The organism is Amycolatopsis keratiniphila, assembly GCF_000400635.2.
Taxonomy (GTDB): domain Bacteria; phylum Actinomycetota; class Actinomycetes; order Mycobacteriales; family Pseudonocardiaceae; genus Amycolatopsis; species Amycolatopsis keratiniphila.
The window spans coordinates 477,921-493,473 of sequence record NC_021252.1 but is presented as its reverse complement, the minus strand read 5'-3'; the positions used below and the strand labels follow the sequence as shown (position 1 = coordinate 493,473).

The window sequence follows — 15,553 nt, the reverse complement described above, 5'->3', positions numbered from 1 at the left end:
GTATGCTGCTGTGCGTCGTCGAGTGGTGTTGATCACTCGATGGTGAGAAAGGGAGTCCGGACGTGCAGATCTTGCAGGCCCACGCGGCGGTGGGACATGCGGGCCGGTGCTCCCTGTCCGGAACGGGAGGTGGACCGTGACTCTTCCCGCGCCGAACCCCGTCTCGATGCTGGCGGGCCACATCCTCCGCCGGAGCGGTTTCCCCGCGGCGCCCGCGGCCCGCCCCAAGGCGGAGGAAGGCTCAGACGCCGCCGAAGCCGCGAAGGCCGAAGCCTGGGAGCTGGTCAGCGCCGCACAAGGTGGCGACACCTCCGCGTTCGGACGGCTTTACGACCGCTATGTAGACGTCGTCTACCGCTACGTCCTGTTCCGCCTCGGCGACCGGGACCTCGCCGAGGACGTCACCAGCGAGACGTTCCTCCGCGCGCTTCGCCGCATCACGTCGGTGAGCTACCAGGGACGTGACGTCGGCGCCTGGTTCGTCACCATCGCGCGCAACATCATCCTCGACCACGTGAAGTCGAGCCGGTTCCGCCTCGAGGTCGTCACCGACGAGGTCGCCGAGCCCAGCGGGGCGCCGATCGGGAACGTCGGCGTGCAGGCCGTCGCGGGCCCGGAACAGCAGGCCATCAGCCGCGCCACCCGTGCCGAACTGCTGCGTTGCGTCGCCGAACTCGGCGAGGACCAGCGCGAGTGCATCGTGCTGCGGTTCATGCAGGGGCTTTCGGTGGCCGAGACCGCCGCGATCATGAAGCGCAACGAGGGCGCCATCAAGGCCCTGCAGCACCGCGCGGTACGCCGTTTGGCACAACTTCTGCCCACGGGACTGCGTTAAAGTTCCATATTTATGCCTTACCCGGCCTTGCCGTAACCCTTGGGCGTCCCCGCTCGTTTTCACTGCCAGACCGGTGTCAGGACCGGGCTGAGCAGATGGAGACTTCGCCGTGGGCGTGCCGGGATGGTTCGCGCGGGAGCGGGCGGACGGTGACCGCTTCGCCGACCTTGTCGACGGCACCGAATCCCCGGACGGCGACGAGTTCGCGCACGAACTCGCGCTCGTCGGCGGTTTACGCGAACTCGGCGCCGGTGGCGCCCCCGACGCGGAGACCCGGCAGCGGATCCGCGACGAGATCGCCGGACGTCTCGCCGAAGCCGAAGCCGCGCCGAAGCGACGTGGTCACGCCGTCGCCAATCTCGCCGCGGCCGCCGTCGCGCTCGTCCTGGCCCTCGGCGGGATCACCCTGCTGCTGTCCAAGGACGCGTTGCCGGGCGATCCGCTCTACGGCATCAAACGAGCGGGTGAATCGGCCTCGCTCGGGCTCACCTTCGACGAGCACGACAAGGCGAAAAAGCATCTGGAGTTCGCCGCGAGCCGCGTCGGCGAACTGGACGAGCTGACCCGGCAGGGCGCGCCCACCGCCGCGTATTTCACCGGCCTCGCCGATTTCGAGACCGATCTCCGCGCCGGCGTCTCGCAACTGACGGCGCTCGTCACCGATCAGGGTGGTCAGGCCCGGCTGACCGAACTCCGCTCCTGGGCGCGGGATCAGTCCGACCGGCTCGGTCTCCAGGTCGAGCACGCGCCCGCCGAGGCGCGCGACAAGTTCTCCGCGGCCCGTGCCCTGCTCGACAAGGTCCAGGAACGCACGACGGATCTCGGCTCGCGACTGGTCTGCTACACGATCACCACGGGCTCTTCCGACGAACTGGGCGCGGTCCCGGCCGCCGGTGACTGCGTCCGCGACCCCGATTCCCCCCACGCCGTCCTGCCGCCGGTGACCTCTTCCCCGCCCTCGTCGGCACCGACCGGGTCGCCGGCGCCGGTGACCTCTGCTCCACCGTCGTCCGGTGTGGACACCGCGGCCCCGACCGGACCGATCGCGCCGCCGACCGGAGGCACGCCGCCACCGGTGGCTCCCGTCCCCGGCCCCACGAACCTGCCGCCGCTGCCGACGACCACCACCACCACGCCGAAGCCGCCGCTCGTTTCGATTCCGCCACTCATCCCGGGGTTACCGCCGATAATCATCGGCTGACTCGGTGTCACGTGAGGCAGGCGCCACACCCGGGACAGCGTGGTCGGCCGCTCGCTACGCTGTGCACAGGCACCTGGGATTCCGGAGGCGGTGTGCGTGTCAGTTTGGCGGGGCAGGGATAAGAGTCAAGAGCTCGAACGGCTGGCCGAGCTCGCGGGCGAGGCGTCGGCCGAGGCCGCCATGGCGACCGCGTCCGCCGAAGCCCTCGAACCGCCCGCGCCGCCCGCTCCGCCGGACCTGACGGCGGCCGCGTTCTTCGACGTCGACAACACCATGATGATGGGCGCGTCGATCTTCTACTTCGCCCGCGGGCTGGCCGCGCGCAAGTTCTTCACGTCCGCCGATCTGGCCGGATTCGTCTGGCAGCAGGTGAAATTCCGGCTCGGCGGCCGGGAGAACAAGGAGGACATCAAGACCCACCGCGAGCGCGCACTGTCCTTTGTGGCCGGTCGCACCGTGCAGGAACTGACCGACATCAGCGAAGAGATCTACGACGAGCTGATGGCGGACAAGATCTGGTCCGGCACCAGGGCGCTCGCGCAGATGCACCTCGACGCCGGACAGCGTGTCTGGCTGGTCACCGCGACCCCGATCGAACTCGCGGCCATCATCTCGCGGCGCCTCGGCCTCACCGGCGCGCTGGGTACCGTCGCGGAGACCAAGGACGGCGTCTACACCGGCCGTCTCGTCGGTGACCTGCTGCACGGCCGTGCGAAAGCCCACGCCGTGCGCGCGCTGGCGTCACGCGAAGGGCTGAATCTCAAGCGCTGCACGGCGTATTCGGACTCGCAGAACGACGTCCCGATGCTGTCCGTCGTCGGGACCGCGGTCGCGGTGAACCCGGACGGCGGTCTTCGCGACGTCGCGCGGGCGCGCGGCTGGGAGATCCGTGACTTCCGGACCGGGCGCAAGGCCGCGAAGATCGGCGTGCCCTCCGTGCTCGGCGTCGGTGCCGTGGCCGGTGCCGTCGCCGCGGGCATGGCCTACCGCAAGCGCTGACCCGTCACTCGCGTGCTTGAAGCCGTCATTCACGTGTCTGAAGCCGTCATTCACGTGATTGGGGCCGCAACTCGTGAGTTGCGGCCCCAATCACGCGAGTTACGGGTCTGATCACGCGAATGACGGGTTCTAGCCCTTGAAGACGCTCTTTCGCTGCGAAAGGCGTTTGTACAGCGACTGCTGGATCGACTCCCGCACCTGGTCGGTCAGCGTGAACACCAGCATCGGGTCGTCCACGGCGTCCGCGTCGTAGGTGTCCGTGCGGATGGGCTCGCCGAACTCGATGCTCCACTTCGTCGGCAGCGGGATCGCGCCGAGCGGGCCGAGCAACGGGAAGAACGGCGTCACCGGGAAGTACGGCAGGCCGAGCACCCGCGCGAGCAGCTTGATGTCCCCGACCTTCGGGTAGATCTCCTCCGCGCCGATGACGGACACGGGGATGATCGGCGCCCCGGTCCGCAGCGCGGCGGAGACGAAACCACCGCGGCCGAACCGCTGCAGCTTGTACCGCGAAGAGAACGGCTTCCCGATCCCCTTGAACCCTTCCGGCCAGACGCCGACGAGTTCTCCCTTGCGCAGCAAGCGTTCCGCGTCGGCGTTGCAGGCGAGCGTCTGCCCGGACTTGCGGGCGAAGGAGCCGATCAGCGGCAGCTGGAACACCAGATCCGCGCCGAGGCCGCGCAGGTGCCTGCCGCCGGGGACGTGGTCGTGCACGGCGACGGCGGTCATCAGCGCGTCGAGCGGCACCGTGCCGGAGTGGTTCGACACCAGCAGCGCGCCGCCGTCGGCGGGCAGGTTCTCGACGCCGAACGTGTCGACCCGGAACCACTTCTCGTACAGCGCGCGCAGCGGCGGCAACAGCAGGGTCTCGGTGAGCTCGGCGTCGAAGCCGAACTCGTCGACGGTGTAGTCACCGGTGAGCCGGTCACGCACGAACGCCAACGCCGTCCTGAGCGAATCCGGGAGGAGGTCCGCGTCGGCGGGCCGGGTCCGGGCGGGCGAGACCCGCGCCGCCCCGGGGAACTCGACGACGGGCGCGTCGGCCCGGCGTTCGGAGTCCAGATGTTCCTGAGCTTCTTCCGACTCGCGAAGATCCCGTTCCGCCTGGGCCGCCGGGTCCGGCTTCTCTCTGCCGGGGCCGTGCAACGGGATGACCTGCGCTTCAGCGCCGCTCACGTTTTCCGCCTCGCCTTCGTGAGAGTTCTCGTGTGGCCTGCTCATCGGTGCGCCGCCTGCCCGGTCGCCGCGGCCACCAGCACCTTGCCCGCGAATCCGGCGAGCTTGCCGCCGTCCACCACGGGCCGGAGCCCGCGGCCGGTGATGTAGTCGTCGAACGCTTCCCGCGTCGTCCAACGCGGGGTGTAGCCGAAATCCTTCTTGAGCTTCGTGATGTCCACGACGCGGCCGAAGTTCAGCAGCCGCACCTGGTCGGCCGAGAAGTCGACCACCCGCGCTCCGCGCAGCACCTTGCCGACCGACGGCACGACGCCGCTGGGCATCGGCAGCTCGACCCGTCCCGCTCGCCGGATCGCCTGAGAGAGGGTGAGCACCCCTTCGGATCCGACGTTGAACACGCCGGGCGTGTCGTTCAGCGTCGCCTGTTCGAAGACGGCCAGCGCGTCCGAGGCGTGGAGCAGCTGGATGCGCGCGTCGTAGCCGAAGACGGTCGGGACGACCGGCAGCGCGAAGTAGCGCGAGAGCACCGTGTCGATCTCCGGGCTGATGATGTTGGCGAACCGGAGGAGCGTCGTCGTGATGTCGGGACGGCGGCGCATGAGCCCGCGGACGTACCCCTCCATCTCGACGGCGTCCTTCGCGTAGCCGCTGGCCGAGGTGGGGATGAGCTCCGAATCCTCGGTGAACACGGCCTGCGAGCGCGCGCCGGCGCCGTAGACGGCGGCCGTCGACTTCACCACGAGCTTGCGCACGAGCGGCGAGCGCTGGCAGGCCGCCAGCAGCCGCATCGTGCCGATGACGTTGACCTCTTTGATCGCCGTCCGGCGAGCCGGGCCCGCCGGATGCGCGGTGCACGAGGCGTGCACCACGGTGTCGACCTTGGCCGTGCTGATCACCTTGGCGATCAGCGGGTTTCGGATGTCGGCGCGGACGTACTCAGCGTGCCCCATGCGCTGCAGTACCGACTTCTGCGGGGGCGTGGTGTCCACGCCGATCACCCGCTCGAACCCCGGATGGTTGCCGAGTCTGGCGAGCAGCTTCCCGCCAAGGTCTCCCCCGACCCCGGTCACGAGCACGATGTTCGACGGCATAGGACTCCCTGCGGCTTTGGGCGGTTCTCGGACTTTCGATCACGGGGTCCTGATGACCTTGAGCGCTGGTCCATCGACCGTGTGTGCGCGAACCTGCACTCATTGGAAGCATCGCGCGGCTGCCCTTGAGATGTTACCGCTCATTAGGGGTAGTCGAGTCGTCGCTTACATGCTATTAACCCGCTGCTCGCAGAGGGGATGCACGTCTCACTCGAATGGGCGGAATCCGCCCACGAAATGGGAATGGCCCGCCCAGAAACTGGACGGGCCACTCACCGGCTGTGTCTTACTTGCCGGCCTTCCTACGCTGAACGCGCGTCCGGCGCAGCAACTTGCGGTGCTTCTTCTTCGACATGCGCTTACGGCGCTTCTTGATCACAGAGCCCATCGTGAGCGCTCCTTCCTTCGTCGTCGGTCACGCTGCCCGGCGCAGCGTCCAACGGGTGGAGCGCACAGGCACGAGCGGTCTTCCAGGGTACTCGCGCCCCGGAAGACGCCCTCGGGCGGGCACGTTGTGCTCCGCGAACCGAGCCTCAGCCCACGTCGAAGTACGCGCCCTGCAGATACTCGTGTACGGCCTTTTCGGGCACTCTGAACGACTTCCCGACGCGCACCGCGGGCAGCTCGCCCGAGTGAACGAGGCGGTAGACGGTCATCTTGGAGACCCGCATCAGCGTGGCCACCTCGGCGACCGTCAGGAACTGGACCTGGCCCACTGAGGGCAGGTCATCCTTCTTGTTCGGCGGCATGATTCACCGTGTCCTTCGACACGTGTCGCGCCACGAGGCTTCCCCACCTGTGGTATCGACACGCACGTGCTCTCCTGAGAGTAGCGGGACACGTGTGGCTAAAGCGACGCGAGTCACCGGGATGGGCCCGTATCCGGGGGCTGAAGGACGCTTTCACCGCGTCTTATGCACTGAAAGCGTCCTTCGCCGCGTGTTATGCGGGGAAAGTCCCCTTCAGCCCTCGTGGGCGCGGCCCAGCTCGGTCGAGCGGTCCTTCGCGGCCTCGATGGCGGCCAGGAGCGCCGCGCGGACGCCGTGCTTCTCCAGCTCGCGGATGGCGTTGATGGTCGTGCCGGCGGGTGAGGTGACGGCCTCGCGCAGCAACACCGGGTGCTCGTCGGACTCGGCGAGCATCTTCGCCGCCCCGACCGCCGACTGGATGATCAGCTGCCCGGCGAGCGCCCGCGGCAGACCGAGCAGGATCCCGGCGTCGATCATGGCCTCGACCAGGTAGAAGAAGTACGCGGGCCCGGAGCCGGACAGCGCCGTGACGGCGTCCTGCTGCGACTCGGGCACCTCGACGACCTGCCCGACGTGCGAGAGCAGATCCTTCACCACCGCGATGTGCTCGGCGGTCGCGTGCGCGCCCGCGGAGACCGCGCTCATCGCCTCTCCGACGAGCATCGGGGTGTTCGGCATGACCCGCACCACCGGGACGCCGTCGGCCAGCCTGCGCTCGTACAGGGCGGTCGGCAGGCCCGCGCACAGCGAGACCACCAGGGACTCCTTGCCGAGCAGCGGCGCGAGCTCGTCCAGCACCGGCTCGATGTCCTGCGGTTTGACCGCGACGACCAGCACGTCGGCCCGGCGGGCGGCGTCGGCGACGCTGACCCCGTGCACGCCGTAGCGCTCGGTCAGCTCGGCCGCGCGCGCCGGATACCGCTCGGTGAACAGGAGGTCGTCCGGGCTGTGCCCGCCGTGCAACAGGCCCGAGAGCAGGGCCTCCCCTATCTTCCCGGCACCCAGAACGGCGATCACACTCATGCCGTCCAGCGTGCCAAACGGCCGTCAGGCTCCAGGCGCCGGGGCGAGCGCCAGCTGCCGCGCCTGACAGACCAGCCTTCCTTGCGAGTCGACCACGAGGGCGTCCGAGTCGAACCAGGCCTCGTGCACCGACTGGCTCTGGACGATCACCCGCAGCCAGCCCGGCGCCGGGCGGGTGCGCAGCAACGCGGTCAGCTGCACGGTGGGCGCCCAGCCGACCCGGCCGAGGTTGTAGACCACCGGCGGGTTCACGTCGCTCGCGAGCAGGGCGAAGTACGGGTCCGCGAGGCCGTGCCGGGGCCGGACCCACAGCCGCATCCTCGGCGGGTCGCCGATCCGGCCGTGCAGGTAGCCGACACTCGCCGGGTCGAGCCGGACCTCGCAGCCCTTCGCGAGGTTGAAAAGCCCTTCGGAGGTCTCACCGGTCACGGGCACCGCGCCGGGCGGCGGCTCGGCGGCCATGGCCGGGACGTCGGTCCACTCCGGCCGCCGCATCGGCAGCCGTCCGGTCGTCACCCTGGCCTCGACGCAGCTGCGGCCCCGCTGTTCCAACAGGACCCCGACGACCGAGGCGCGCCTGCCGACCTTCCGGACGTCCATGCGCAGCAACACCGGCCCCACCGCCGGCGGGTGCAGGAACTCCGCGCTGATCGCGAGCGGCTCGGACGGCGGCTCTCCGCGTTCGTGAAGGAACGAGAGGGCGGCCCGCGCCATGAGGGCCATCAGGAAGCCGCCGTGCGGATGTCCACCGATCGACCATTCGGTTCGGAGTACCGCCGTGAACGTGCCGTCACCCAGTGATCTCGTCGCGCATGCCTCGTCGAAGGAGGTGCTCGTTTCGTCGGTCGCGCTCACCGAGCACTGACCCAGGCCACGAGCCGATCCATCGGGGTGCGGGAGATCAACAAGCGCAGCTGGTTCACGGTCGGAACTTTACGTGTAGCAGCGCCTCGAGCGCAGGGAGGAATGAATCTCCGCACCTGGAGACGATCTTTGTCACTGACCGAGGTGCAGCCTCGCGAACAAGAGTGACTCCGCGAGGTCTCGCGACCGTCGCGCCGCGCTCGGCGACCGCCGGGTGTTGATCTCCAGCACGACCTGTCCGGAGAAATCGCTGCTCACGAGCTTTTCCAGGAGTTCGGCGCAGGGTTCGATGCCGCGTCCGGGCACCAGGTGCTCGTCCTTCGGGAGTCCCGTGCCGTCCGCCAGATGGACGTGCGCGAGCCCCGGCCCCATCCGGTCGGCGAGCGCGAGGGCGTCCATCCCGGCTGCCGCTGTATGGGACAGGTCGAGCGTGTAGTGGCGAAACCCTACGTCCGTAGGGTCGATCGAGGGCCGGAACGCCGACACCCGCGACGTCCGCGAGCCGCCGGGCGGGCGGACCTTGAACATGTTCTCGACCGCGATCTCGATGCCGCTGGCTTCTTCGAGCTCGTCGACGAGGTCCCCGAACGCGTCGCCGTAGCGGCGCTGCCACCGGAACGGCGGATGGACCACGACCGTGCGCGCGCCCAGCTCCTGCGCGGCTTCCACCGACATCCGCAGGCGCACCACGGGGTCCGGCGACCACACGCGCTGGGTGATCAGCAACGACGGCGAGTGGATCGACAGCACCGGCACCCCGGTGCGCCGCGACCACCGGCGCAGCGCGGAGACGTCCTGGCTGACCGGATCGGCCCAGACCATCACCTCGACACCGTCGTAGCCGAGGTCGGCGGCCAGCTCGAACGCCACTCCCGCCCGCAACGGCCAGACGGACGCCGTCGAGAGGCCTACCGGAACCTGCTGAACCATCCCGGCATTCTTCCCGAGGCCGCTAACGGGCGACCAGCAGGAGTGCGGCCGGTGAGACCGTCACCACCAGTCCGACCAGCACCGCGAGCACCAGGGTCTGAAGATCCTCCGCCTTGCGGATCTTCCGGACGATCCACACCAGCGCGACGATCACCAGCAACGCGGCGACCAGCGCGGCGGCGGGAAGGTTCACCCACAGCCAGTTGAAGCCCAGCCAGACCCCGGCGCCGCCGACGACGCCGAGCGCGAGCTGACCGGCGAGCGCCAGCCACTGCTTCCCCGGCGAGACCTTCTCGGCGGGCGCCGCGGGCTCGTGGTCCTCGGCGACCTCCTCGGCCTGGTCGTCGTCGTAGTCGTCCTCGTACTCGTCGGCGCGGTAGCCGTAGTCGTCGCGGCCGAAGTCCGGGCCGCCGTCCGGATACGCCGGGTCGGCGAACTCGCGCTCGTACTCGTCGAGGTTGTCCTGACGGTCACGGTCGTCGAGGGAGTGCGGCGGCACGAACGGCATCGGCGCCGGATGCCCCATGGTCGGGGGGCCGCCGTCGAACGGGTCCGGTTCGGGCTCTGGGTCCGGCTCGACGGGCGCGACCGGGGGCGGCACCGGCGGGATCCCGCCGATCTCGGTGTCCTCGGACTGCACCTTCTGCCTGCGCTTGCGCCAGCCGGCGAGCCCGGCGGGCGGTGCCGCCGGCGATTCCACGGGGGCCTCGGGTTCGGGCGCGGCCTCTTCGCCGACCGCGGCGAACTGCTCGGTGCTCGGCTCGGCCTTCGGCTGGGGTGGCCGCGCGGCCGGACGACGGCGCCGCGCCGGCTGGGCGGGCGGCGTCGCGAAAGCACCGCTGGCCATCGGTCCCGGCTGGTCCTGGACGTCTTCGGCCGGGGCGTCGAGGCCACCGTCGAGCCTCGCGGAGAGCCCCGCTGGAGACGCTGTCGGGGGGCCAGGTGGTTCGGGACGGCGGCGGACCGGCGGCACCGCGCCGCGGGTCTCCTCCGGGCCCGGCGGCCGCGGACGGCCGCGCGGGGGCAGGCCCTCCGAGTCCGGCGGACGCTGCTGGTAGCCGGACTGCTCCTGCGGCGGCGTCGGCCGCACGAACTGACCCGACTGCTGCGGCGGACGCTGCTGGTAACCGCTCTGCTCCTGCGGCGGCGTGGGCCGCACGAACTGACCGGATTGCTGCGGCGGGCGCTGCTGATAGCCGCTCTGCTCCTGCGGCGGGCGCACCGGCGGCGTCTGCCTGGTCGGGGCGTTCGGCGGCACCGGCAGCGGCGCGGAGTCCTGCTGCGGCTGCGGGAGCGGACGCGCGCCGGAGTCTTGCGGGCGCGCGCGGCGCGGAGGACGGTTGGCGGGCGGCGGGGTGTCGCCGGACACCCTGTCGATGATCGCCTGGGGCGCGGTGTCGCTCACCGACGGCGCGCGCCGTCCGCGAGTGGTCTCGGGAGCGTCGTCCTCGTCGTCGGCCGCGCGGCGTCGCCTGCGGCGCCCGCCTTCGGGCTGGGCTCCGTGCTGCGCCAGCAGCTCCGCCACGGTCTTCTGTGGCTGGCCGCTCTCTGTCTCGTCCGTCATACCGTGCTGTCCAATGCGCGCTCCAGCCGTTGCGAACCGGCACGCGACGGGGCATCGGCGGCGTCGCGCGCGCTATCCACCGTCATCCGCATTTCCGTCACCTCTTCACCGTGCCCGTTCTCCGTCGACTAAGTCCAGTCGGGCGCTGCCGCCCACAGTCTCGTCCGCACCGTTCGAATGGTCCAGCCGTCGAAGGATGACACCTTCTCGCAGCGCCCACGGACAGATCTCCAGTTCTTCCAGGGAAAGCGCCCGCATGGTGGCTTGTGCGACGAGCGCGCCGGCCACGAGCTGATGCGACCTGCTCGCGCTGACCCCCTCGAGCTGGGCCAGGTCCTGGGCGGTCATCCGGGAGATGAACGCGATGAGCTGGCGCAACGCGGTGTCGGTCAGGGTACGGCGCACATGCGGCCCGCTGGCCGACGGCGCCGCTCCGGTCAGCCGGGCGAGCGACCGGAACGTCTTCGAGGTCGCCACGACACGATCGGGTTCACCCAATTTGGCGACCTTCTTCGCGAGCGGGGCGAGTTGTTCTTCGAGCCACACCGAAGTCGCGATGAGCTCCGAGCGGGAGGGCGGGTCGTGCTGGAACCGCGTCCGGGTGGTCCGGCCCGCGCCCAAGGGCAGCGATTCGGCCAGGTCCGGCTCCTCGTCGCGGCCCATCGCGACCTCGAGCGAGCCGCCGCCGATGTCGAGCACGAGCAGCTTGCCCGCCGACCAGCCGAACCAGCGGCGGACGGCGAGGAAGGTGAGCCGGGACTCGTCGATCCCGGAGAGCACCTGGAGTTCGACTCCGGTCTGTTCCTGGACCTTCGCCAGCACCTTCGGGGCGTTCTTGGCTTCGCGGACCGCGGACGTGGCGAACGCCATGACCTCTTCGCAGCCCAGCCGGGCCGCGGCCGCCTTCGCCGATTCGACCGCGCGGACGAGGCTGTCCGCGCCCGCGCGGCTCAGGTCGCCGTTGCGGGTGATCTGCTCGGCGAGGCGGAGGACGGCCTTTTCGGAATGCATCGGGGTCGGGTGGGCGCCACGATGGGCGTCGACCACGAGCAGGTGGACGGTGTTGGAACCGACGTCGAGTACCCCTAGGCGCACGAGCGTCTACGGTACCCGCCCCCACATCAGGTCACGAAACCGTAACCGTGATCTGTATCGCAGGGGCGGGGGCTGAAGGGGACTTTCCCCGCATGCCATGCGAGGAAAGCGTCCTTCACCGCTCCATCCATGCCCCCGCCACCACCCTCGACGGAGGCGCTGGCGCGCCCAGGCCCGGATCTATGCCGGGAAAGTCCCCTTCAGCTCACGTCTCGAACTTGTAGCCCAGGCCGCGCACGGTGACCAGGTGCCGGGGCGAGCCCGGATCCGGCTCGATCTTCGACCGCAGCCGCTTCACGTGGACGTCGAGCGTCTTGGTGTCGCCGACGTAGTCCGCGCCCCACACCCGGTCGATCAGCTGCCCGCGGGTGAGCACGCGGCCCACGTTGCGCAGCAGGTACTCGAGCAGGTCGAACTCCTTGAGCGGCAAGGAGACCTCCTGGCCGTCGACGGTCACCACGTGCCGCTCGACGTCCATCCGCACCGGCCCGGCGGTCAGCACGAGCGGGGCCAGGTCGCCTTCGGAGCCCGGCTCGCCGCCGCGGCGCAGCACCGCCCGCACCCGCGCGATGAGCTCACGGGCCGAGTACGGCTTGGTGACGTAGTCGTCGGCGCCCAGTTCCAGCCCGACGACCTTGTCGATCTCGCTGTCGCGCGCGGTCACCATGATCACCGGCACCGCGGAACGCTGCCTGAGCTGCTTGCAGACGTCGGTGCCACTCATGCCGGGGAGCATGAGGTCGAGCAGGACGATGTCGGCGCCGTTGCGGTCGAACTCCTCGAGCGCCTGCTGCCCCGTCACGGCGACGGCGGCGGTGAAGCCCTCCTTGCGGAGCAAGAACGCGAGCGGGTCGGCGAACGACTCTTCGTCCTCGACGATGAGAACCCTCGTCACAGGTTTCCTCCATGGTCGGGGCTTTCTTGCCCTGTTGCCACGAGACGGGGTGTCCGCTCGGGGGTCTTCTCCGGCCGTGACACCGGCGGAGCCTGTTTCACGGGCGCGGCCGGTTCGGCGGGGATGTGCGCGGGGATGCGCAGGGTGAAGGTCGATCCGGTGCCGGGACGGCTCCACAGGCCGACCGAACCGCCGTGGTTGGCGGCCACGTGCTTGACGATCGCCAGGCCCAGCCCGGTGCCGCCGGTCGCCCGCGACCGCGCCTTGTCCGCGCGGTAGAACCGCTCGAAGACGCGCTGCTGCTCGTCCTCGGCGATCCCGATGCCGCGGTCGGTCACCGCGATCTCGACCTTGCCGTCGACCAGCCGCCTGCTGATCGACACCGGGCTGCCCGCCGGCGAGTACGCGACGGCGTTCTCCAGCAGGTTCGACAGCGCGGTGACCATCAGCGTCCGGTCGCCCTCGATGAGCAGCCCGCTGGCCGCGTCGGTGGTGATGGTGATCTCGGCGGATTCCGCCGAAAGCGTCGTCCGGCCGAGCGCCTCGCGGACCACGGCGTCGACCTCGACGACGTTCAGGTCGGGCAGCCGCTCGGCGCCCTGCAGCCGCGACAGCGCGATCAGCTCGGTGACCAGCTGGCCGAGCCGGGTCGATTCGCGGAGGATCTTGCCGCCGAAGCGGCGGACCTCCTCGGTGTCCTCCGCGGCGTCGAGGACGGCCTCGGTGAGCAGCGCGATCGCGCCCACCGGCGTCTTCAGCTCGTGGCTCACGTTCGCGACGAAGTCACGCCGGACGGCTTCGAGCCGGATCGCCTCGGAATGGTCGACGGCCTCGACCACGGTGAACCCGTCGCCGAGCGGGCGGACCTCGCCGAGGACGGCCTCGGGCTGGCGGCCCCTCGCCTCGAGCGGGGAAAGGTCGATCTCCATCGGCTCGTCGGTCTCGACCACCTGTTCGGCGGCCTTGCGGGCCCGCGGATCGGCCTGGTTGACCTTCACCAGTCCCAGCTCGTAGGCGCGCGGGTTGTGCAGGACCATGTCGCCGAACTTGTTGAGCACGACGACGCCGTTGTTGCTGGACCGCACGAGGCGTTCGAGCAGCTCGGCCACGGTGGGCCCGGCCGGTCGCCGCTCCTCGCGGCGGGCGCGGCCCCGCGCGAGCAGGAAGCCGAAAACCACACCGACGATCAGTCCGCCGACGGCCAGGGCGAGTGCAACAGGCGTGGTCACAGGGGAATCGTAAGCGCGCGGGTAGTCTTTTGGCCTAGTCCCGGCCGCGTACTCGTGATGCCTATGACACCTGGGGACACCCTGTTCGCCTGCAGGTCAGCCGCCGTTCACGTGGCCGATCCCTGGCCGAGATCTCCTGGGTGAGGCGGGTCACCCGAACCGGGGACATCGCCGCCGTGTGATGCCCGGATCCCGACTTTCGTCGTGATTATCCGCGGGCGAATAGCGACGTTCCCGTCACGGCTCCCGGGGAATGTTGGAAGACTGTCGCCGTGGAACTCGTCAGTGACATCTCCCTGATTCGAGGAGAAGAAGAGCTGTTCGACCGGACGGCTCATCTGTTCGTCGCGGCGACCGACATCGCGTGCGCGGCCGACGACCTCTACACCTGGGCGCTTTCGCGGCCGTCGCTCACGCGGCAGGGCGAACGGCTGGTGCACGACAAGCGGATCCGCAAGCTGTACCGCCCCGGCGTCCTGCTGAACGAGCAGACCGCGCAGCACCTGCACCATCTGTCCGGTCTCGGCGCGCAGATCCGAATCGGCACCGAGGAGATCAACGAGACGATCCTGCTCGACGAGCGGGTCGCGATCATGGCGGGCGACGAGGGCAAGGCGGTGCGCTCGTACAGCGTCATCTCGCGCCCCGAGCTGGTGCAGGGCATCCTGTCGCTGTTCGAAACCGCCTGGCGCGCGTCCACCACCCTGGAGACGTTCGACGCGCGGTTCGCCGACATCCGGATGGAGGCACCGCAGATCCTCGAGTTCCTCACCACCGGCTGCAAGGACGAGAAGGCCGCGAAGAGCCTCGGCATGGGCGTGCGCACCTATCAGCGCCGCGTCTCGGAGCTGCTGGTCGCGCTCGGCGTCACATCGCGTCTGCAGGTCGACGCGCGGGCACGGGAACTCGGCCTCCTGTGAAGCGCTGGGCGGGGCTGGCCGTGCTGCTCGCGCTCGCGGGCTGCACCACCACGATCTCCGGTACCGCCCGGCCCGAACCGGAGAGCCCGCCCGCGAACCTCGCGCTGGTCGATCCGGCGAAGACGGCGTCCGTGCTCACGGCGGTGAAGACGGCCACCGAAGCGGCGTTCTCCTACGACAGCACGGCCGTGCCCGCCTACGAGAAGGCGCTCGCCGACCACCTGACGCCGGGCGCGCGCGACGAGCTGGCGAAGCTGTTCGCCGAGGTCCGGAAATCGGCCGAGCCGGTCAAGCTCGTGACCAGGGTGATCCTCTCGGCGGCGGTCGAGCAGACGCCGGACAAGGCCCGGGTGCTGACCATCCTGGACCAGAGCAGCACCAGGGCCGGCGCCACCAGCAAGGGCATCGCGTCGGTGCTGCTCGCGACCGTCCGCGAGGGTGACCGCTGGCGGATCGGCGAGATCAAGGTGAACCCGGCGGACGCTCCGCCCGCGGCGGAGAAGCCGGGCGCGGGTGACCGGGTGTTCGCACGAGCGCGGGATTCCGCGCGGGACGGTGCCCTGCGTGCCGCGGAAGCCCTGCTGAACGTGAATCCGGCCGACCCCGAAGGCACGTACGCCCGCTACGAGTCGGTGTCGACCGGGCAGCTGCTGACCCAGTTCCAGCAGGACAAGGCGGGGCGGCTGAACCAGATCCGGTCCGCGGGCACGAAGGCGTCGCTGGCGCCGAACCCGGCCACGGCGGTCATGGAGGTCGTGGACGACAAGGCGAGCGTGCTGCTCTTCGCGACGTCGGACGTCACGGACGCGGCCGGGCAGACGACGAAGAAGTACCTGCCGCTCGTCCTGCGTCTCCAGCGGCTGCCCGACGGGTGGAAGGCGGCGGGCGTCGAGTCGGTCCAAGCCCTCCCCTGACGCAATGCCCCAGATGTCATGAAAGGGTCGTTCAGGACGAAAAACGTCCTGAACGACCCTTTCATGAC

At 70.1% G+C, this 15,553-nt stretch carries 16 protein-coding genes; 5 read left to right on the top strand and 11 right to left on the bottom strand.

Translation table 11 applies throughout. The features are described 5' to 3' along the window. Positions 1 to 136 precede the first annotated feature (136 nt). From AORI_RS43375 to AORI_RS43365, 3 genes are all read left to right on the top strand, one after another. Entirely contained in the window at positions 137 to 835 is a 699-nt protein-coding gene (locus AORI_RS43375) for a sigma-70 family RNA polymerase sigma factor (protein ID WP_016330923.1), read from the top strand. Between the two features lie 109 nt (positions 836 to 944). After that, positions 945 to 2,036: a DUF5667 domain-containing protein gene (locus AORI_RS43370; protein ID WP_016330922.1), complete on the top strand. Its 1,092-nt coding sequence runs from the start codon at positions 945 to 947 to the stop codon at positions 2,034 to 2,036. A gap of 96 nt (positions 2,037 to 2,132) precedes the next feature. Beyond that, positions 2,133 to 3,035 (top strand): HAD family hydrolase, encoded by a 903-nt coding sequence (locus tag AORI_RS43365; RefSeq protein ID WP_016330921.1) that lies wholly within the window; start codon positions 2,133 to 2,135, stop codon positions 3,033 to 3,035. Between the two features lie 129 nt (positions 3,036 to 3,164). On the opposite strand, the gene AORI_RS43360 is transcribed toward AORI_RS43365, so the two are convergent. From AORI_RS43360 to AORI_RS43315, 11 genes are all read right to left on the bottom strand, one after another. Further along, on the bottom strand, positions 3,165 to 4,256 hold the full coding sequence (locus AORI_RS43360) for a lysophospholipid acyltransferase family protein (RefSeq protein WP_016330920.1): 1,092 nt from the start codon (positions 4,254 to 4,256) through the stop codon (positions 3,165 to 3,167). Next, a complete protein-coding gene (locus AORI_RS43355; protein ID WP_016330919.1) occupies positions 4,253 to 5,302 on the bottom strand; it encodes an NAD-dependent epimerase/dehydratase family protein in 1,050 nt (349 codons plus the stop codon). Before AORI_RS43355 ends, AORI_RS43360 begins: the two co-directional genes overlap by 4 nt. Before the next feature lie 286 nt (positions 5,303 to 5,588). Next, complete coding sequence (locus AORI_RS82715; RefSeq protein WP_007030867.1) at positions 5,589 to 5,690, bottom strand: 30S ribosomal protein bS22; 102 nt, start codon at positions 5,688 to 5,690, stop codon at positions 5,589 to 5,591. A 145-nt stretch (positions 5,691 to 5,835) separates the two neighbouring features. Then, on the bottom strand, positions 5,836 to 6,051 hold the full coding sequence (locus tag AORI_RS43350) for a helix-turn-helix domain-containing protein (RefSeq protein ID WP_016330918.1): 216 nt from the start codon (positions 6,049 to 6,051) through the stop codon (positions 5,836 to 5,838). Positions 6,052 to 6,264: 213 nt separating this feature from the next. Continuing rightward, on the bottom strand, positions 6,265 to 7,074 hold the full coding sequence (gene proC, locus AORI_RS43345) for a pyrroline-5-carboxylate reductase (protein WP_016330917.1): 810 nt from the start codon (positions 7,072 to 7,074) through the stop codon (positions 6,265 to 6,267). A gap of 24 nt (positions 7,075 to 7,098) precedes the next feature. Further along, positions 7,099 to 7,929: a thioesterase family protein gene (locus AORI_RS43340; RefSeq protein WP_016330916.1), complete on the bottom strand. Its 831-nt coding sequence runs from the start codon at positions 7,927 to 7,929 to the stop codon at positions 7,099 to 7,101. A 141-nt stretch (positions 7,930 to 8,070) separates the two neighbouring features. Next, complete coding sequence (locus AORI_RS43335) at positions 8,071 to 8,868, bottom strand: sugar phosphate isomerase/epimerase family protein (RefSeq protein ID WP_016330915.1); 798 nt, start codon at positions 8,866 to 8,868, stop codon at positions 8,071 to 8,073. A 22-nt stretch (positions 8,869 to 8,890) separates the two neighbouring features. After that, entirely contained in the window at positions 8,891 to 10,432 is a 1,542-nt protein-coding gene (locus AORI_RS43330; protein WP_016330914.1) for a hypothetical protein, read from the bottom strand. Between the two features lie 105 nt (positions 10,433 to 10,537). After that, positions 10,538 to 11,527 (bottom strand): Ppx/GppA family phosphatase, encoded by a 990-nt coding sequence (locus AORI_RS43325; RefSeq protein ID WP_016330913.1) that lies wholly within the window; start codon positions 11,525 to 11,527, stop codon positions 10,538 to 10,540. Between the two features lie 205 nt (positions 11,528 to 11,732). Then, positions 11,733 to 12,422, bottom strand: a complete 690-nt coding sequence (locus AORI_RS43320; protein ID WP_005167072.1) for a response regulator transcription factor — start codon at positions 12,420 to 12,422, stop codon at positions 11,733 to 11,735. Further along, positions 12,419 to 13,651, bottom strand: coding sequence for a sensor histidine kinase (locus AORI_RS43315; protein WP_016330912.1), 1,233 nt, complete (start codon positions 13,649 to 13,651; stop codon positions 12,419 to 12,421). Before AORI_RS43315 ends, AORI_RS43320 begins: the two co-directional genes overlap by 4 nt. 272 nt (positions 13,652 to 13,923) lie before the next feature. Between AORI_RS43315 and AORI_RS43310 the strand changes: the two genes are divergently transcribed. Together AORI_RS43310 and AORI_RS43305 are read left to right on the top strand one after the other, a co-directional pair. Beyond that, on the top strand, positions 13,924 to 14,571 hold the full coding sequence (locus AORI_RS43310; RefSeq protein ID WP_016330911.1) for a LuxR family transcriptional regulator: 648 nt from the start codon (positions 13,924 to 13,926) through the stop codon (positions 14,569 to 14,571). Next, positions 14,568 to 15,485, top strand: a complete 918-nt coding sequence (locus AORI_RS43305) for a hypothetical protein (RefSeq protein WP_016330910.1) — start codon at positions 14,568 to 14,570, stop codon at positions 15,483 to 15,485. Before AORI_RS43310 ends, AORI_RS43305 begins: the two co-directional genes overlap by 4 nt. Positions 15,486 to 15,553: the final 68 nt, after the last annotated feature.